Below are 18,432 nucleotides of genomic sequence, written 5' to 3'. Positions count from 1 at the left end.
CGGCAAGGGCGATGGTTGACTTCGGCCGCGGCGCCCCGATATAAGAAGGCATGACTCCCGCCCGTACCGGCGCCGCGGCGCTGGACGCCTTCCACCCCGCCGTCGCCGCCTGGTTCCGTCACGCTTTTCCGTCGCCGACCCCGGCCCAGGAAGCGGCATGGCCGCTGATCGGCGAACGCCGCCCTGTGCTGATCGCGGCGCCGACCGGTTCCGGTAAAACGCTCACGGCGTTCCTGGCCGCGATCGACGCGCTCGTGCGCGACAGTATCGCGGCGGGCGGGACCTTGCCCGACCAGACCACGGTCGTCTACGTATCGCCGCTGAAGGCGCTGTCCAACGACATCCGTGTCAACCTGGAAGTCCCGCTGGCCGGTATCGCGGAAGAACTGGGCCGCCGCGGCCTGCCCCCTCACGGCATCCGGACGGCGGTACGCACGGGCGATACGACGCAACAGGACCGCGCGGCGATGCGCAAGCGGCCGCCGCATATCGTCGTGACCACGCCGGAATCGCTGTATGTGCTGCTGACCTCCACCAGCGGCCGCGCGATGCTGGCGACGACGCGCACGGTGATCGTCGACGAGATCCATGCGGTGGCCGGCACGAAGCGCGGCAGCCATCTCGCGCTGAGCCTGGCACGGCTGGATGCACTGTGCGCGCAGCCGCCGGCGCGCATCGGCCTGTCCGCCACGCAGAAGCCGCTCGATGCGGTAGCGCGTTTCCTGGCCGGGACCGCGCGGGCAGGCGACTGCGCGATCGTGGACGTCGGCCATACCCGCCAGCGCGATCTGGCGATCGAGCTGCCGCCGGTACCGCTGGAAGCGGTGATGGCCAACGACGTATGGGACCTGCTATACGACCGCATGGCGGTGCTGGCGGCGCAGCACCGCACGACATTGGTGTTCGTGAATACGCGCCGCATGGCCGAACGTGCCGCGCGGCACCTGGCGCAACGCCTGGGCGAAGATGCCGTGGCCGCCCACCATGGCAGCCTGTCCAAGGAACACCGCCTGCATGCGGAACAGCGCCTGAAGCGCGGCGATCTGCAGGTCCTGGTGGCGACGGCCTCGCTGGAACTGGGCATCGACATCGGCGACGTGGACCTGGTATGCCAGGTGGGGTCCCCGCGCGGGATATCGGCGCTGCTGCAGCGCGTGGGGCGCGCGGGCCACCATGTGGGCGGCGTGCCGAAGGGGCGCTTGTTTCCCACGTCGCGCGACGACCTGATCGAATGCGCGGCCCTGCTGGACTGTGTACGGCGCGGGGAACTGGACCTGCTGCGGATTCCCCGTGCCCCGCTGGACGTGCTGGCGCAGCAGATCGTGGCCGACGTGTCGTGCCGCGAGTGGGGCGAGGACGCCCTCTACGAGATGGTACGCCAGGCCGAACCCTATGCGGACTTGCCGCGCGAGCGCTTCGATGCGGTGCTGCGCATGCTGGCGACGGGCTATGTGGGCCGCAATGGCCAACGCGGCGTCTACGTGCACCGCGATGCCGTGGCCCGCACGGTGCGCGGCAAGCGCGGCAGCCAGCTTACCGCGATGACCTCCGGCGGCACCATCCCGGACAACGCCGACTACGCGGTGGTGCTCGAGCCGCAGGGCCTGAACATCGGCACCGTGAACGAGGACTTCGCCGTCGAAAGCCTGGCCGGCGACGTGTTCCAGCTGGGCAATACGTCGTACCGCATCCTGCGCGTGGAGACCGGACGCGTGCGGGTCGAGGACGCGCACGGCATGGCGCCCAGCATCCCGTTCTGGATGGGAGAAGCGCCTGGCCGCAGCGACGAGCTGTCCGCCGGCGTCGCGCGCCTGCGGGAACGGGTGAATGCGCTGCTTGGCGGAGAAATCGCGGTGGCGGATGCCAGGTCCTCGACGGCCGATGGCGCCCGCGCGGCGACCGCCGTGGCCAGGGCCGCCCCCATCGGCGCCCTCGCCGATCTGCGGGGCGATACGCCGGACGACCTGGAGCGGGCGTCCGCCGCCGCGACCGCCGGTGATCGGCAACCGGTGTTGGACCGCGCGTCGCAAGCGCTGGCCGACGACATCGGCATCGATATGTCGTCGGCCAGCCAGATTGTCGACTACCTGGCCCGCGGCCGTGCCGCATTGGGCGAGCTGCCGACCCAGGACACCCTGATCCTGGAACGTTTCTTCGACGAATCCGGCGGCATGCAGCTGGTGCTGCACGCGCCCTTCGGCAGCCGGGTAAACCGCGCCTGGGGGCTGGCGCTGCGCAAGCGTTTCTGCCGCCGCTTCAATTTCGAGTTGCAGGCCGCCGCGACCGAGGACGCCATCGTTATCTCGCTGTCGGACGCGCACAGCTTTCCGCTGGAGGAAGTCTGGAGCTATCTGCGCGCGGCGACAGCCGAACATGTGCTGGTCCAGGCCGTGCTGGATGCGCCGCTGTTCAATGTGCGATGGCGCTGGACGGCGGGCTGCGCGCTGGCGCTGCCGCGGTTCTCGGGCGGCCGGAAGGTGCCGCCGCCCATCCAGCGCATGCGCAGCGACGACTTGCTGGCGGCGGTTTTCCCCGACCAGGCCGCCTGCCTGGAAAACATCCAGGGCGAACGCGACATTCCGGATCATCCCTTGGTCAGCCAGGCGCTGGAGGACTGCCTGCATGAAGCCATGGACAGCGACACATGGCTGGCCGTCCTGCGACGCATCGAGCAGGGGCAATGCCGCCTGATGGCCCGCGACCTGCCCGCGCCCTCGCCGCTGGCGATGGAAATTCTCAGCGCCAAGCCCTATGCCTTCCTGGACGACGCGCCGCTGGAGGAACGCCGCACCCACGCCGTCATGGCGCGTCGCTGGACCGACCCGGCCAGCGCCGACGACCTGGGCGCGCTGGACGCCGATGCCATCCAGCGCGTGCGCGACGAGGCCTGGCCCGAGCCACGCGATGCCGATGAAATGCATGAAGCATTGAACGAGCTGGCATTCATCACGGTGGCCGAAGCCGATGCGCGCGAAAACTGGAATACCTGGCTGCGCGCGCTGGCACAGGCCGGGCGCGCCTGCCGCTTGCAGGTGCGCGCGCCCGCCGCAACAGGCGCGCCAGCGGGTGCGGGTGCGGGTGCGGCTGACACGGCATCGGCGTCGGCATCAATCCTGTGGGTCGCGCTGGAGCGCCTGGGCGCCGTGCTGGCCGCCTACCCCGACGCCCGCCCCGACCCCGCGCTGCGTCCGCTGGACGACGACACGGCATGGGAAACGGACAACGCGCGCGTCGACATCCTCCGCGCCCGGCTGGGCGCGTCCGGCCCCATTACGACCGGCGCGCTGGCCCGCCTGCTGCACTGGCCGGCGTCCGCCATCGCCATCGCGCTGGCCCAACTCGAAGCCGAAGGCAGCGTCATGCGCGGCCGCTTCAGTCCTGGCGCGCGCGACGAGGAATGGTGCGAACGCCACCTGCTGGCCCGCATCCATCGCTACACCATCAAGCGCCTGCGCAGCGAGGTCGAGCCCGTCTCGCGGCAGGACTTCATGCGCTTTCTGTTCGACTGGCAGCATCTGTCGGCGGACGCGCGCCTGCGCGGTCCGCACGCCCTGCCCACCATCCTGGACCAGTTGGAAGGCTACGAAGCGCCGGCGGGGGCCTGGGAAAGCGAGTTGCTGGCCGCACGCATCGCCGACTACGCGCCGGACTGGCTGGACGAACTGTCGCGCGCCGGCAAGATCGCCTGGACGCGCTTGTCCAACCCCGCGCGCGGCGCCGGCAGCCGTCCCGGCGCGGGACCGGTGCGCGCCACGCCCATGTCCATCCTGCCACGACGCCATTTGCGCGTCTGGCAGGCCCTGCCGCATCTGGAAGACCCGGTGGAAGTCTCCGCCCGCGCGCAACTGGTGCTGACGGCGCTGCTGGATGGCGGCGCGATGTTCTTCGACGAACTGGCCGCGGAAACTCGCCTGCTGCCCGGCCAGCTGGAAGAAGTGCTGGGCGAACTGGTGGCGGCGGGACTGATCGCCGCCGACAGCTTCGCGGGCTTGCGTGCGCTGCTCGTGCCGGCCTCCAGGCGCACCGCGCACGCCGCGCGCCGGCGCCGCGGCGCCATGCCGGATCCCTTGGAGGCCGCCGGCCGCTGGGCGCCGGTACGGCGCCCGCGGGAGTCCGCGCTGGCCACGATGTCCGCCGCCATCGCCACGGCATCCGGCGCCGGCGCCGCGCCGAAGCCGCCGCGCCGTCCCGCCATCGCGCCGGAAACCCTGGAACACATCGCGCGCGTCCTGCTGCGCCGCTACGGCGTTGTGTTCTGGCGACTGCTGGACCGTGAACCGGGCTGGCTGCCGCCTTGGCGCGAATGGCTGCCCGTCCTGCACCGCATGGAGGCGCGCGGGGAAATCCGCGGCGGCCGCTTCGTGGACGGCCTGGCGGGAGAACAGTTCGCCCTGCCCGAAGCCATCCCCTTGCTGCGCGAGGTGCGCCGCCGCCCCGTGGACGGCACCCTGGTCCGCATCTCGGCGGTCGATCCGCTGAACCTGTGCGGCACCCTGCTGCCCCGCGACAAAGTCCCCGCCCTGGCCGGCAACCGCATCCTGTTCCGCGACGGCCTGCCCATCGCCACCTGGATCGCCAGAAAGCCGCACTACGACCACACGCTGGAAGGCCCCGAGCGAGAGAAGCTGCTGCGCGTCCTGATCGCCGGAGAAGCGCAAAGCCTGGAAGCCGAGGACCTTTGAGGGCCGGTAGGGTCGCCAGCTGGCCTGGTTCATGCGCCAAGCCAATGTGCCGGGTGGCGACTTCGACGTAGCTGCGCTGGGCCGGCTCCGGATCCTGGAGCGCGGTCCGCGGAATGCCATCGCGCGTCGCGCCACCAAGTATCAGCAATTCTCAACGGATTTGATACTTCTCATATCCCCTGAGAATTGGTGAGAATTACGCCTTCGCCGATAATGCGCCTTGGATTCCGGCCGGCCACATCCGCTTCCACGGATCCACGGCCTTGGGCCGGCCGCGACGGCGTGCAAAGCCCTTAATATTGCGAGTCATCGCTCAGTATTGCCACGAGGGGAAGTCATGGACATCAAAAAAACCGCGCGGAAACCAGCCGCCGGTCGCCTGGTTCGCGCAGCCGCGCTCACCAGCGTCAGTTTCGCGCTCGCTTTGCTGGGCCTGGCCTTCCCCCCAAGCGCCGCCGCGCAAGGCGGTGCGATCAAGATCGGCGAAATCAACAGCTATAAATCCCAGCCCGCCTTCCTGGAGCCCTACCGCAAAGGCATGGAACTGGCGGTCGAACAGGTCAATGCGGCTGGCGGCATCGACGGCAGGAAGCTGGAATTGATCACCCGCGACGACAACGCCAACCCGGGCGACGCCGTGCGGGCGGCCGAAGAACTGCTGTCGCGCGAGCGCGTGGACGTGCTGATGGGCTCCTTCCTGTCCAACATCGGCCTGGCGCTGACCGACTTCGCGCGTCAGAAAAAAGTGTTCTTCCTGGCCAGCGAACCGCTGACCGACAAGATCGTCTGGCAGGACGGCAACCGCTATACCTTCCGGCTGCGCGTCTCCACCTACATGCAGACCGCCATGCTGGTGCCGGAGGCGGCCAAGCTGAACAAGAAGCGCTGGGCCATCGTCTACCCCAACTACGAGTACGGCCAGTCCGCGGCCGCCACCTTCAAGGCCTTGATGAAGAAGGCCCAGCCCGACGTCGAGTTCGTCAACGAACAGGCTACCCCGCTGGGCAAGATCGACGCGGGCAGCGTCGTGCAGGCCCTGGCCGACGCCAAGCCGGACGCGATCTTCAACGTGCTGTTCGCCGCGGATGTCGCGAAACTCGTTCGCGAGGGCACGACACGCGGGCTGTTTCCCAAGACGCCCGTCGTCAGCCTGCTGAGCGGCGAACCGGAATACCTGGATCCCCTCAAGGAGGAAACGCCCGCGGGATGGATCGTTACCGGCTATCCCTGGTATTCCATCCAGACGCCGGAGCACGCAGCCTTCCTGAAGGCCTACCAGGACCGCTACAAGGACTACCCCCGCCTGGGCTCCATCATCGGCTACAGCTCGGTCATGTCCATGGCGGCCGGCATGAAGAAAGCCGGCGGCGCCGATACGGAAAAACTGATCGCGGCCTTCGAAGGCCTGAAAGCGGACACGCCCTTCGGCACTATCACCTACCGCGCCATCGACCATCAATCCACCATGGGCGCCTTCGTCGGCAAGCTCGCGCAGAAGGACGGCAAGGGCATCATGGTCGACTACCGCTACATGAACGGCGCGGACTTCCTGCCTTCCGACGAGGAAGTCAGGAAGCTGCGCCCCGCGCACTGATCGCGGCGCCCCGGAGCGGCGGCAGGCATGCGCGTACGCGCCAGGATGCCGGCGTACGCCCATCCTGCCTGGCGCCGGCTTCCCCGGATCTTCCTGCATGAACCTCAACGCATTACTGGTCCAGCTGCTGAACGGCCTGGCCGAGGCATCCACCCTTTTCCTGGTGGCCTCGGGCCTGTCGCTGATATTTGGCGTGACCCGCATCGTCAATTTCGCGCATGGCTCGTTGTATATGGCCGGGCTGTATGTCGCCTATAGCCTGACCGAGCGTATCGGCGCGACGGGCCTGGGGTACTGGGCCAGCGTACTGTCCACGGCCCTGGCCGTCGGCGCATTCGGCGCGCTGGTCGAAATGGCGCTGCTGCGGCGCATCTACCGCGCGCCCGAACTGTTCCAGCTGCTGGCGACCTTCGCGCTGGTGCTGGTCATCAACGATGCGGCGCTGGCCATCTGGGGCCCGGAGGATCTATTGGGACGCCGCGCCCCCGGCCTGGGCGGCGCCGTGGCGATACTTGGCAGGCAGTTTCCCGCCTACAGCCTGGTGCTGATCGCCATCGGGCCGGCCGTGCTGTTCCTGCTGTGGCTGCTGCTGACCCGCACCCGCTGGGGCACACTGGTGCGCGCCGCCACGCAGGACAGGGAAATGCTGGGCGCACTCGGCGTCAACCAGGCCTGGCTGTTCACCGGCGTTTTCGCCTTGGGCGCCGCCCTGGCAGGACTCGGCGGCGCGGTGCAGCTGCCGCGCGAACCGGCCAGCCTGGGCCTGGACCTGCGCACCATCGGCGACGCCTTCGTGGTCGTGGTGGTGGGCGGCATGGGATCCATACCGGGCGCTTATATCGCGGCCCTGCTGATCGCGGAGATCAAGGCCTTGTGCATCGCCATCGGCACCGTCAGCGTCGCCGGGTTTCAAATCTCGCTATCGTCCCTGACCCTGGTCGCGGAATTCCTGGTGATGGCCGTCGTGCTGGCGATACGACCATGGGGCCTGCTGGGCCGTCCCAGCGTCATGGTGCGCGGCTCGGCGCCCATCGAAGCGCCCCTGCGGCCGTCGTCGCGTGGCCTGCGCGTCCTCGCCGGCACCCTACTCGCCCTTCTCATCCTGTTGCCGTTGATCGGCGATCGCTTTCCGTATGCGACCGTCCTGCTCACCGACATCCTCACCGCCACCCTCTTCGCGGCCAGCCTGCACTTCATCATGGGCCCGGCGGGCATGCACTCCTTCGGCCATGCGGCGTATTTCGGCCTGGGCGCGTATGGCGCCGCATTGCTGCTGAAAAGCCTGGCGCTGCCGATGGAAGCGGCCTTGATGCTGGGGCCGCTGGTCGCGGCGCTCGGCGCGCTGGTTTTCGGCTGGTTCTGCGTGCGCCTGTCCGGCGTCTACCTGGCCATGCTGACGCTCGCCTTCTCGCAGATCGTCTGGTCCGTGGTGTTCCAGTGGGATGGATTGACGGGCGGCTCCAACGGCATCACGGGCCTGTGGCCGTCGGCCTGGCTGTCGACGGGCTACGCCTACTACTACCTGGCGCTGGCGCTGGCGGTCGCAGGGGTGCTGCTGTTGCGGCGCGTGCTGTTCGCGCCGTTCGGCTATGCCATGCGCGCGGGACGGGATTCGGCATTGCGCAGCGATGCCATCGGCATCGATGTCAGGCGGGTGCAATGGGCGGCGTTCGTGATCGCCGGCCTGTTCGCCGGCCTGGCCGGTTCCCTGTATGCCTTCTCCAAGGGCAGCATCGCGCCGGACGTCATGGCCGTCGGCAAGTCGGTCGATGGCCTGGTCATGGTGCTGCTGGGCGGCATCCAGACGCTGGCCGGCCCCATCGTGGGCGCCACTACGTTCACCTGGCTGCAGGACAACGTCATGCGCGCCACGGAGTACTGGCGCGCCATGCTGGGCGGCGTGATCCTGCTGCTGGTGCTGGCCTTCCCCCAAGGGATTGCCGGCTTTGTGCGGCAAGTGGCGGAACGCTGGCATGCTGGCGGCGGCGATGTGCAACCGCCTTCCGGCAGGGGCTCGTGGGGAGGCACGCCATGAGCCTGCTGCAGGTCCGTAATCTCGGCAAGCGCTTCGGCGGCGTGGCAGCGGTCGACGGTATCGATTTCGATGTCGCGCCCGGTGAACTGCTGGCGCTCATCGGCCCCAACGGCGCCGGCAAATCCACCACCTTCAACATGGTGGGCGGGCAGATCGAGCCCACCACCGGCTCCATTACCCTGGACGGCAAAAGCCTGACGAGGCTGCATCCGCGCGATATCTGGCGGCTGGGCGTCGGCCGCACCTTCCAGATCACCGAAACCTTCGCGTCGCTCTCGGTAGTCGAGAACGTGCAGATGACCCTGTTGTCCCACCATCGACGCGTCTTCTCGATGGGCAGGCCAGCCGCGGCGCAATACCGCACGCAGGCGCTGGGCCTGCTGGAGCAGGTCGGCATGGCGGACCAGGCGCATCGCCCTTGCAGCGAACTGGCCTACGGCGACGTCAAGCGCCTCGAGCTGGCCATGGCCCTGGCCAACGACCCCAAGCTGCTGCTAATGGACGAACCCACGGCCGGCATGGCGACGAGCGAGCGCAATGCATTGATGTCCCTGACCAAACGGCTGGTCGTCGAACGCCGAATGGCCGTGCTGTTCACCGAGCACAGCATGGATGTCGTCTTTGCGCATGCCGACCGCGTCATCGTGCTGGCCCGCGGCAAGCTGATCGCCGAAGGCAGCGCGCGCGATGTGCGCGCGGACCCGAAGGTGCAGGCGGTGTACTTCGGTTCAGGGTCCACCTTCGAGGCGTCGGCTTTGTCGACGTCAAGGCAAGCGCAGCCCGGGCCACCTGCGCCCCATGACGGCCCGCCCGGCGTTCCCGGTCACCGGATCGCCGCCACGCCGCCCGAGGCGGACGTGCTGTTGCGCGTCCGGAAGCTGAACGCCTGGTATGGCGCCGCGCACATCCTGTTCGACATCGATCTGGAAGTCCGCCGTGGCGAAGTCGTCGCGCTGATGGGCCGCAACGGCGCGGGCAAATCCACCACCCTGAAAGCCATCATGGGCATGCTGGCAAAGCGCAGCGGCCAGGTGACGTTCATGGGCCAGGACATCTCCCATCAGCGGCCAGACCAGATCGCCAAGGCAGGGTTGGGCTTCGTCCCCGAGGACAGGCGGATCTTCGCGGACCTGACGGTGCGGGAGAACCTGCAAGTCGGCCAGCAGCCGCCGCGATCCTGGCCGGACGGCCGGCCCGCGCCGCGCTGGAGCACCGACCAGCTCTATACCCTGTTCCCCAACCTGCGGGCCATGCAGAGCCGCCCGGGCGGCCACATGAGCGGCGGCGAACAGCAGATGCTGACCGTCGCGCGCACGCTCATGGGCAACCCCTACCTGGTGCTGCTGGACGAACCCTCCGAAGGCGTCGCGCCCATCATCGTGGAGCAGATGGCGCAGGCCATCATCGCCCTGAAGCAGCAAGGCGCCAGCGTGCTGCTATCGGAGCAGAACGCCCGCTTCGCGGACATGGTGGCGGACCGGAAGTACGTGGTGGAGAAAGGGGAAATCCGCCATGTCGACGTGGCCGTAGACACCAACCCGGCTTGACGGCTCCATGGGCCGCGAGCGCCGCGAAAGGCGGATGCGCCTCGGCGGGTCCTGGAAGGCATCAGCCGCCCCGCGTCCCATCTCGCAGTGTTTTCCACCAACGCCTGGTTGGCTGCAGCTGCAAACGTTCGTTATTCGGGCCGACGGACTTTTTCATGTCAGCCGGCAGTTCGCAAATGCAGTCGCCCTTCATTTCTTCAGAACGGAAGAACTGGATTTCAAAATAAACTTCCAGGAAATGAAAGCCCGCTCCGCGTCATGCCATCACTTTGGCGCCTTCACGGATATCAGGAAGGGAAAGGCGGATCACATTGGAAGACGGTACGTGGGTCCATGTTCATGTCATCTTCGATTTTAATTGCATTTCCATCGCACACCACGAACTGATAGTTTGGCAATTGGAACTGGATCGTGATCCAGTTGGCCTCGTTGTCGACAGTGCCGCTCATATTTCCCATCGCATATGCATTCTGGTACGTAGCGTACAAGTACGCAGATTGGTTGCCCTGTCCAGGTCCGACGTAAAAGCTGGCGCCTACCGAAAAAATACTTGACCCTGCGATAGTGAAACGGCAATAGGGATCGTCTGTCACAGTACCATTTGGCGACACCATTTTGCCGATGGGATCGACCCTCCAGTAATAACCGTTATTCGCCTTGAGGCTAGTCGTGGATCCAGACATGTAAGCACTCCAATTTAGAGGACGCTCCAGCGCATGGGGACTACCGTTCGGAGAATTTCTTCCGCTGGACGCTACCAAGGTAATGGCATCTGCCACCGGACGCCTTTCATCGCATGCAGATTTTTTTTGATTTCGCGTCACAGCAGCGTCATCGGCCCGGAGTGACAGGCGTCAGCGTGCTGCTATTGGAACAGGCCATTTTTTTTGCTGAGATAGCGCCGCCGAAAGTCGCTGCTGCACAAGAGGCGTCAGGCGTTCTGATGCGCGCCGGCATTGACCGCCGGCGACCGCGCGCCTTCGGGAACCAAGGCGGCCAGCAAGAGCGAGATTCCGATCAGTCCGGCCCCGACCAGGCTGAGATATCGCGGATCCACGAACAACAGCACCACCCCGCCCAGCAAGCCTGAACTCGCAAGCCCGGTGTAGGTGGCGGTATTGTTCAGCGCCAGCAGCAGCGGCGCCACGTGCGGCGCGATTTTCACCAGCCGGTGCTGCTGCGGCACGATCAGCCCCCAGCCTATCAAGCCCCAGATGATCAGCGACACCAAGGCGGTCGCGATATGGGCAGAGGTCCACGGGAACACGCAGAAGTTCAGGATGGCGACGAACAGTCCCACATTAATGATCTTGCGGCTGCCGAAGCGATCGACCAGATGGCCTGCCATCATGTTTCCCACGGTCGCCGCGATACCCCAGACCAGAAGCAATCCCGCCAGCGCTCGCGCGTCGCCGCCGGTCGCGCGATGCAGCACCGGTCCCGCGTAGGTATAGACCATCAGGAATCCACCGAAGGCGAACAGGGAGGTCAGCAAGGTCAGCGCGATCCGGACGTCGCGCACCGGCGTGAACCGCTCGCGCAGGGTAATGCGCGGTGGCTGCGGAACCGCGGCCAGGACTGCCCAAACGCCGATCATGGAGACCAGGCCCAGGCCCGCCACGAACCACAAGGTGGTCCGCCAATCCCCCAGTCCGCCGATGAAGGTGCCGATCGGCGCCCCCAGCGCGGTCGCCGCGGCCAGGCCGGCGGTCACCAGCGCCAGGGCCCGGCCTTTTCTTGCCGGATCGGCAAGCGCCGCGGCGACACCCAGTGCCGTCGGCGCGAACATGGCGGCACCCAGTCCCGCCAATGCACGGCTGAGCAGCACGGTGTTCAGGTCCGCTGCCATCGCGCTGATGATGTTGCCGATCACGAAGATCCCCAGCGCCGAGACCAGCAGCAGCTTGCGTGGCCAGCCGGCGGCCAGGGCCGCCATCACGGGCGACATGATGGCGTAGGAAAGCGCGTAAACCGTCACCATCTGCCCAGCCAGGCTGACGGAGGTATGCAGCGATTGCGCAATGCCGGGGAGTATCCCGGCGACGACAAAGTTATCGGTGCCTATGGCGAACATGCCCAGCGCTAGCATCAGTAATCGGCGACTCATTTGACCGGCCCCTTCGTAAATGGCTTTCCAATCCCCATGCCACGCATGGCGCGCGACATGGCGGGAGAAGAGCCCCCAGGATATGTCCTCTTGTTGACGTCTCAAATGTCATAAATAATGGTGATTTAGGACATGCCCAAGGGGGACATATGCACAAGGTCGGTTTCGTCGTCTTCCCGAACTTCAACGTCATGGGTTTCGCCGCCGTCACCGTATTCGAGACGGCCAACCTGACGCTGGGCGAGCCCGCCTACGAGGTGACGCTGCTCTCCGAAACCGGCGGGCTGGTGCCGTCCTCGGCCGGGTTCAGGGTCGAAACCCAGCCCTTCAGTGACACGGTCTTCGATACGGTCATGTTCGGCTCGGGCGTCGAAACGGACTTCTCTTCACCCGGTCTGATGGACTTCGTCCGGAGCTCGCTGAAGATATCCCGGCGCATCGCCGCCCCCTGCACGGGCGCTTTCGTCCTGGCGGAAGCCGGCGTCCTGGAAGGCCGTCGCGCGACCACGCACTGGCGTTTCGCCCCGGAACTGCGGCGCCGCTTTCCCAACGTGGTCGTCGAGGAAGACCAGATCTTCATCATGGACGGATCGGTGTGGACGTCGGCGGGCATGTCGGCCACCATCGACCTGGCGCTCGCCATGGTCGAAAGCGATCACGGCTCGGAAGTGTCACGCACGGTGGCGCGGAAACTGGTGGTCTATCACCGCCGCGCCGGCGGGCAATCGCAATTCTCCGCTTTGCTGGACCTGGAACCGAAATCCGACCGCATCCAAAAGGCCATCGACTACGCGAGCACGCACCTGCGCAATACCCTGTCCGTCGAGGAACTGGCCGACGTGGCCAGCCTCAGCCCCAGGCAGTTCAGCCGGGCTTTCAGCGCGGAAACCGGCCAATCGCCTGCGAAGGCCGTAGAGCGCCTGCGCGTGGAGGCGGCAAGGCTGATGCTCGAACAGGGCCGCCATTCGATGGACATCATCGCGCGCGAAGTCGGCTTCGTGGACAGGGACCGGATGCGACGTGCGTTTCTCCGAACGCTGGGACAAGCGCCGCAGGCGATCCGCCATGTGCGCAGGGCAAGCCGGATGCAGCCGGAATCATCTTGATAAAGTCTCGCCGCTCGGTAAGCGGATGGCAAACCCGTCTGGCGATCTAAGCGCATACGTGTTGACTCGAATTTTGAATAATTTTTCGTTATCGATAGTTACTTGCGATGTAACAATCATTTAAGTAAGGTGCTCCCCGCGTCCGATTCAGAAAAATCCTACTCAGGAGTATCTATGTCTTTCCGCGGATTGATGGTTGTTCTGTTGCTTTCCACGCTTACAGCTTGCGCCAATATGAATGGCGGCAGCGGCGAGGACAAAATGAGCATGGCTTATCTCAAGCAGCATTTGGTCGCGAACCAGACTACCAAGGCCGAGGTGGTGCAGATGTTTGGCGAGCCCCGCTACAAGAGCGAACAGCCGGACGGCGCGGATTACTGGTCTTACAACGAAGACCAGATCAACGGTAAGGACTATCTCGGAGAAGCCTCGAAATATTTTTCGGGGATGGCCGGCTCGCTTGGCAACGCGGCCGCCCAGTCGCAACAGCGGAAGACCAGCCGCGATCTGAACATTTTCTTCAACGCGAAGGGCACCGTCAGGAACTTCAATGCGACCGGCACCACGGGCGCCGGCTCGTAAGGCCGGATATAGAACAGGCTATGACGCCACGTCGTAGGCAGATGGTGACTCCGTCTTGCGACGACGTGCGGCCCCGTGGCCCGGCGCCAATAAAGCCGCATCCATGCCAAGATCGTTTTTATTTTATTTCCCGGCGCGCCAGATCTTCTCATTTGTCGCGCGGTTTGCCGGCCGCGATAGTTCAGCCACCCGGACGTGGCATTCCGCCACACCGGACTTGAAGGACTATGAATCTCAAACTGGCAAACAAAGTAAGCGTGATCACCGGCGGGACCTCCGGCATCGGGCTGAAGCCGCAAAGCTGTTCCGCGCCGAAGGCCAGGTCGCCATCATCGGCTCCAAACCGCCGCCCGAAAGGTGCCGAACGCGTGCTGGGAAACGACGGAATCGCCCTGCAAGTCGATCTTCGTGCCCCGGGACAGATCGACAAGGCAATCGCGGAAATCGTTGAAACCCACGGGCACATCGACGTCGTATTCGCGAATGCCCGCGCCGGCAAGGCCGCGCTGCAGGATTCCTGCCACGCAGGAACAAATAGACGAGCAATTCGCTCTGAATTTTCGGACTTCTTCCCCCTTTGCGACCCGGCGCTGCTCAGAGGCGAGCATGCACTGAAGGCGTCCGCGGACTTACGGCATCACCAGCATCCACGACATATGCATGGTGGGCTTCGGCGTATTTCCGAAGTGGCCATCAAGGCTGCAAAAGGCGGGATATGGGAAGACTGGCTACTGCGATCGCGGCCTCCAGCTGAACAATTCCGCGATGGCAATCCAGGCTGCCATTTCGGGCGACGGCGTGGTGCTGGGAAGGACCACACTTATCGAAAGGGACCTGGCTGAAGGACGTTTAGTACGGCCGTTCGACGAAACGCAAAGCTGCGAGCTGGCCTACTACCTTCTTCATCGGAAGGAAAGCGAAAACGCTCCGCCGGTCGTTGCGCTCAAGGAATGGCTACAGCACATAGCGTCGGGCGACTGATCTGCTTCAGCCGCTGGCGCGCGCGACCACACGTTTCATTCCGCGTCGGAAATGAGGAGAGCATCTCAATGTGGTCGTCCAGGCAGACCAGATTTCCATCCTGGTTACCACGTGGGAGAGGAAAAGGCTCCGTACCCCTCCGTTTACGATAACGCCCAGCTCTAGCCAACCCTATGAACGTCGCGCGCTACTGGGCCCTTTCCGTTCGGATTTTGGTCTACTGTGAACTTCACCTTCGCGCCCTCAAGCATATCCTCCTCCGCCACTACATCCTTATAGAAAAAAAATACGTCTTTGCCTCGCTCCCTTGTTATAAAGCCAAACCCCTTCAAGGAGAAAAAACACTTCACAGTCCCTACTTCGTATCGATTGTCCATTCGGACCTCACTCAATATAGGCGGAAGCTGACGCAATAGCCGGGCGACACGTAGTCAGGATAGCCCTGATTTTTCCCGCAGCGCCCCGATCCGTTCGCATTAGAATGTTGAGTCGATGTTGGAGAATAAAATATTTTTTGCAGTATGCGGGCGTCTTTCTTATATTTGTCTTTGTCTTCGCCATATACCGGGCTTGCTTCAATAAGTTTGTAGCTTGATGTTCGTCGTAAAGAGGCAGGACAGAACGAAGCCTTTCCCGATACTCCCGCGAGTTAGCGTGTTTCAAGTATGATAATTTCGCTACTCGCCCCGATACTCGGTTGTGCAATTCGTGGTATTGCTTCTCCGTACGACTGTCCCGCGCAGCGACTTCACATTGATGGACTTCACCCCGGATAGTATTGCGGTCGGCGCGATGTGCCCGAGGTACCCCTCTATTAAGCCAAAGGCCGGTGACCTCCATCAAGTTGACCGGATTCGCCTTCGTAAGCACCCGAGTCTTTCTATTATTCAACTTGAGCGCGGACTTGCCGAGCATGTATTTGACCTTCCTTATGATCGCGTCGATTTCTTTGACATCGAATTCGGCCTTTGACGACACACTGATATCGTCCAGCAACCTCGTATAGGTCCACCCCTTGTTCTTACAGTACTGGGCAAGATGGTATTCTTCGTCATGTAGTACCAAATTTGCGAGGTGCGAGCTGGTGCACGCGCCCTGCGGCACTCTTCCGTTGAGGCAACATAAGCCCGCCAAAGTTTCTGCGACCTCCGCCGGAAACTTGCAGAAGTATTGAAATATCTTTTTAACAGCGGCTACGGTAATGGAAGGATAAAAGTCCTTCACATCTAGCGCTACGAGGGCATTACACCCGCCATGTTCGGAAGTGTTTCTGACATAGTCTTTTTCCCTAACACCGCCAAAGAGATAGGAGGGATATATGACGTTGTCGAAAATCTGCCTGTTTATTCTCTTTTGGATTGTCTTAAGATGCGTGGTGGGGATATGAATAATCCTACTTCCGCCATTTTTTTTTGGAATAGAGTGCGGGTGGTAGTGTTTATCAATCGTCCTGATGGTATTTCTCAGGATACCGAGATCCATGCCAAGAGTCCGCGACAGGGCTTCTAAAGAACCTATGGGACCTTTCGAATATTGCGCGCGCATTTTAAGGGGAAAAATAAATACCTACTTTACATCACATGGCAAACCCAAGGGCGCACATGCATCCATAAAGATTCTAGTGTCATGATGACCTTCAACAGGACCATCAAGTCACCGAGCCAGTAGCCAGCGTTGCTCTGTCCGCGAACTTGCCCTCGCAATTTCACATCCGAACCTTTAGCAACGCGAAGGTTGCACTGTTTCGCACGTTTTTTCGACGATTTCGCCATTTTTTCTCCTTGTGGAAAGTTTTCCCTGCCTCGGCCAATCCGACGCAGGGGCTCAACACTCCTAAGGAGACATAGGAAATAAAAACTTGCTACCGGCTCAGGTATTCATTTTTTAGCTCAACAATCGACTCTAAGCGGGCTGCTCCGTCGCCGCCGCGACCATTACGGGGCGCATGGGCGATGCATCAACAACCTGCCGGTCAAGTTCTGAATGAACAGAACGTTTTTCTAAAAAGAAAAACCCAGGCTTTCCTATGTAAAACGACGTGCGACAGCTTCAGGTTCAAGCAACCCAGATGGTGTCATCTGGTGTGATGCCATGATACTCGCGGATATATATATATACATCTAGGGTAAACCCGGAAGTAAACACATACAGGGGGCCGTACCCGCGCCAACCGTCGCGGACAAACACCATCAGGCTGCAAAGCAGTTGGGCCGCAGAGTCCTAATAACCTTCGGACGAGCCCGAGCAATGATAGAAAGGTTTCTGACCAACGCGGGGCATCCAGCTCTTGCAACGAACCTACGTCCATGGTCACACGGCAATAAATCCGGGGGTTTGGCCATTGCGCCTGCGACACACCAGCAACACAGGAATGACGGGAACAAGACAACTCAGGTTGCTATATCCGAGGTCGGCCTTCTTTGTCCCCTGTTCTTCACGAGTCAAAAGGCGTGTTCCCGCCTACGCCGTGACGATGGGACGGGGCCGCGATGGCCACCGTCGCCGAGCCCGCGCCCGGCAGGGTGGCGTCGCCGCCGTCGCCCTGCACGGCCAGCGCCCCGCGCACGTAGCGTTGGGCGGGCTTCTCGATCCAGCGGTAGCAGGCCGCCGCCAGCAGCAGGCTGGCCGCTAGCATGACGGCCAGCACCCCGAGCGACAAGCCGCTGGAAAGCTGATGACGATCGGCGATGTGCAGACCCAGCGACAGCACTTCGCTGGCCGTGTGCTCCACGAAGCCATGGACCAGATACAAGGCATACGAGATTTCCCCCAGCCAGACGAGCGGGCTGCTGTTCAGCCACGCCCCCACCCGGCTGCGGTTCGATACCACGGCCATCAGCAACGCGGCGAACAGGACGATCACCAGCAGGTCCGGTCCCTTGGCGTGCAGGGCCAACAGTACCGCGGCGAGCAAGGCCAGCGTGACCGCATCGCCCGACAGCAAAGCGGCGCGCGCCGGCGACAGGTAGGCCCGGTACAACAAGGTGCCCAGCAGGAATTCAGGCAGGCAACGCAGCAACGTGGTGGGCCCATCCCACTGGTTGAAGTCGTCACGCGTCAGCCAGGCCAGCCAGGCCAACACCGCGAACAATATCAACGCCAATAAGCCCTGTGTGCGCGACCCGGCCCGCCATACGCGCATCAGCACGAAGGGAAACACCAGGTACGCCATGAACTCCAGGCTGATGGACCAGGCCGCATAATTCCAGCTCAATGTACTGGCATGCAAGCCCTGCAGCATGAACAGATTGGCGATCAGCGCGACCACCGATCGCACGCCCCACATCGGGATGCCCGTTACCGGACCACCCGCGGCATACTCCGCCGTGCTCACCGCAAGCCCGGCGGCCAGGAACAGGCCCAGCACCGCCAGATGCAGCGGATACAGCCGCGCGATGCGCGCCGACAGGAAGGTCCAATAGCTGCGCCAGCAGACACGTGAGGCAAACACCTCGCGATAGACATGCGTCATCACGAAGCCGCTCAGCATGAAGAACAGGTCTACCGCCAGGTAGCCCTTGTTCAATAGCGCCGTATAACGGCTCGGCTGAACGTTGGGGAAATACAGGACGCCGTAGTGATAGAGAACCACCCAGATGGCGGCGATGCCGCGCAGGGGCGTGAGCGAGGGCAGGTGCGGTTGATCTTTACGATGCGCAAGCTGTCCAATGCTTTGCGATATGTTGCTGTCCGTGATCGCTCGTTCCTCTCGATGTTGGGCGAGGCGGCAATCTCCGGCGGCGTGAGAACGAGTATGGGGTGATGCGACGAAAGAGCGAACCGGGCGCCCACTCGCAC

General features: G+C 63.7%; 13 protein-coding genes and 1 pseudogene. 9 read left to right on the top strand and 5 right to left on the bottom strand.

All coding sequences use genetic code 11. The features are described 5' to 3' along the window. The first annotated feature begins 50 nt into the window (after positions 1–50). From AKI39_RS09715 to AKI39_RS26015, 5 genes and pseudogenes are all read left to right on the top strand, one after another. Complete coding sequence (locus tag AKI39_RS09715; protein WP_083228738.1) at positions 51–4,682, top strand: DEAD/DEAH box helicase; 4,632 nt, start codon at positions 51–53, stop codon at positions 4,680–4,682. Positions 4,683–5,019: 337 nt separating this feature from the next. Then, positions 5,020–6,276: an ABC transporter substrate-binding protein gene (locus AKI39_RS09710; protein ID WP_083228737.1), complete on the top strand. Its 1,257-nt coding sequence runs from the start codon at positions 5,020–5,022 to the stop codon at positions 6,274–6,276. 97 nt (positions 6,277–6,373) lie between these two features. Further along, positions 6,374–8,311 (top strand): ABC transporter permease, encoded by a 1,938-nt coding sequence (locus AKI39_RS09705; protein WP_066634941.1) that lies wholly within the window; start codon positions 6,374–6,376, stop codon positions 8,309–8,311. Continuing rightward, positions 8,308–9,057, top strand: a pseudogene (locus tag AKI39_RS26020) (ABC transporter ATP-binding protein); the annotation flags it as partial. The gene AKI39_RS09705 and the pseudogene AKI39_RS26020, both read left to right, overlap by 4 nt. 84 nt (positions 9,058–9,141) lie before the next feature. Then, entirely contained in the window at positions 9,142–9,858 is a 717-nt protein-coding gene (locus AKI39_RS26015) for an ABC transporter ATP-binding protein (RefSeq protein ID WP_338012428.1), read from the top strand. Positions 9,859–10,145: 287 nt separating this feature from the next. Here the strand turns inward: AKI39_RS26015 and AKI39_RS25490 are convergent, their stop codons facing one another. Both AKI39_RS25490 and AKI39_RS09695 read right to left on the bottom strand, forming a co-directional pair. Further along, positions 10,146–10,541 (bottom strand): hypothetical protein, encoded by a 396-nt coding sequence (locus AKI39_RS25490; protein ID WP_145925235.1) that lies wholly within the window; start codon positions 10,539–10,541, stop codon positions 10,146–10,148. Between the two features lie 248 nt (positions 10,542–10,789). Continuing rightward, positions 10,790–11,965, bottom strand: coding sequence for an MFS transporter (locus AKI39_RS09695; protein WP_083228736.1), 1,176 nt, complete (start codon positions 11,963–11,965; stop codon positions 10,790–10,792). A gap of 149 nt (positions 11,966–12,114) precedes the next feature. Between AKI39_RS09695 and AKI39_RS09690 the strand changes: the two genes are divergently transcribed. The 4 genes from AKI39_RS09690 (at position 12,115) to AKI39_RS26005 (ending at position 14,634) form a co-directional block, all read left to right on the top strand. Beyond that, positions 12,115–13,071, top strand: a complete 957-nt coding sequence (locus tag AKI39_RS09690; protein WP_066634935.1) for a GlxA family transcriptional regulator — start codon at positions 12,115–12,117, stop codon at positions 13,069–13,071. A 174-nt stretch (positions 13,072–13,245) separates the two neighbouring features. Next, on the top strand, positions 13,246–13,653 hold the full coding sequence (locus tag AKI39_RS09685; protein ID WP_066634932.1) for a hypothetical protein: 408 nt from the start codon (positions 13,246–13,248) through the stop codon (positions 13,651–13,653). A 227-nt stretch (positions 13,654–13,880) separates the two neighbouring features. Further along, entirely contained in the window at positions 13,881–14,495 is a 615-nt protein-coding gene (locus AKI39_RS26010; protein ID WP_235610865.1) for a hypothetical protein, read from the top strand. Next, a complete protein-coding gene (locus AKI39_RS26005) occupies positions 14,419–14,634 on the top strand; it encodes a LysR substrate-binding domain-containing protein (protein ID WP_235610817.1) in 216 nt (71 codons plus the stop codon). The genes AKI39_RS26010 and AKI39_RS26005 overlap by 77 nt, the downstream gene beginning before the upstream one ends. 161 nt (positions 14,635–14,795) lie before the next feature. Here AKI39_RS26005 and AKI39_RS09670 read toward each other — a convergent pair whose 3' ends face one another. From AKI39_RS09670 to AKI39_RS09665, 3 genes are all read right to left on the bottom strand, one after another. Next, on the bottom strand, positions 14,796–15,011 hold the full coding sequence (locus tag AKI39_RS09670; RefSeq protein ID WP_066634925.1) for a cold shock domain-containing protein: 216 nt from the start codon (positions 15,009–15,011) through the stop codon (positions 14,796–14,798). Positions 15,012–15,018: 7 nt separating this feature from the next. After that, positions 15,019–16,116, bottom strand: coding sequence for a reverse transcriptase family protein (locus AKI39_RS24885; protein ID WP_076879682.1), 1,098 nt, complete (start codon positions 16,114–16,116; stop codon positions 15,019–15,021). 952 nt (positions 16,117–17,068) lie between these two features. Beyond that, a complete protein-coding gene (locus AKI39_RS09665; protein WP_066634923.1) occupies positions 17,069–18,226 on the bottom strand; it encodes an acyltransferase family protein in 1,158 nt (385 codons plus the stop codon). Positions 18,227–18,432: the final 206 nt, after the last annotated feature.

The sequence above is a fragment of the Bordetella sp. H567 genome, assembly GCF_001704295.1.
Lineage (GTDB): Bacteria > Pseudomonadota > Gammaproteobacteria > Burkholderiales > Burkholderiaceae_B > Bordetella_C.
This window is presented reverse-complemented; position numbering and strand designations above follow the sequence as displayed.

Coding starts and splice junctions, on each gene's coding strand:
- AKI39_RS09715 (WP_083228738.1), top strand. CDS start 51: ATGACTCCCGCCCGTACCGGCGCCGCGGCGCTGGACGCCTTCCACCCC.
- AKI39_RS26005 (WP_235610817.1), top strand. CDS start 14,419: ATGGCAATCCAGGCTGCCATTTCGGGCGACGGCGTGGTGCTGGGAAGG.
- AKI39_RS09685 (WP_066634932.1), top strand. CDS start 13,246: ATGTCTTTCCGCGGATTGATGGTTGTTCTGTTGCTTTCCACGCTTACA.
- AKI39_RS24885 (WP_076879682.1), bottom strand. CDS start 16,116: ATGGATCTCGGTATCCTGAGAAATACCATCAGGACGATTGATAAACAC.
- AKI39_RS09670 (WP_066634925.1), bottom strand. CDS start 15,011: ATGGACAATCGATACGAAGTAGGGACTGTGAAGTGTTTTTTCTCCTTG.
- AKI39_RS09690 (WP_066634935.1), top strand. CDS start 12,115: ATGCACAAGGTCGGTTTCGTCGTCTTCCCGAACTTCAACGTCATGGGT.
- AKI39_RS09695 (WP_083228736.1), bottom strand. CDS start 11,965: ATGAGTCGCCGATTACTGATGCTAGCGCTGGGCATGTTCGCCATAGGC.
- AKI39_RS26010 (WP_235610865.1), top strand. CDS start 13,881: ATGAATCTCAAACTGGCAAACAAAGTAAGCGTGATCACCGGCGGGACC.
- AKI39_RS25490 (WP_145925235.1), bottom strand. CDS start 10,541: ATGTCTGGATCCACGACTAGCCTCAAGGCGAATAACGGTTATTACTGG.
- AKI39_RS09705 (WP_066634941.1), top strand. CDS start 6,374: ATGAACCTCAACGCATTACTGGTCCAGCTGCTGAACGGCCTGGCCGAG.
- AKI39_RS09710 (WP_083228737.1), top strand. CDS start 5,020: ATGGACATCAAAAAAACCGCGCGGAAACCAGCCGCCGGTCGCCTGGTT.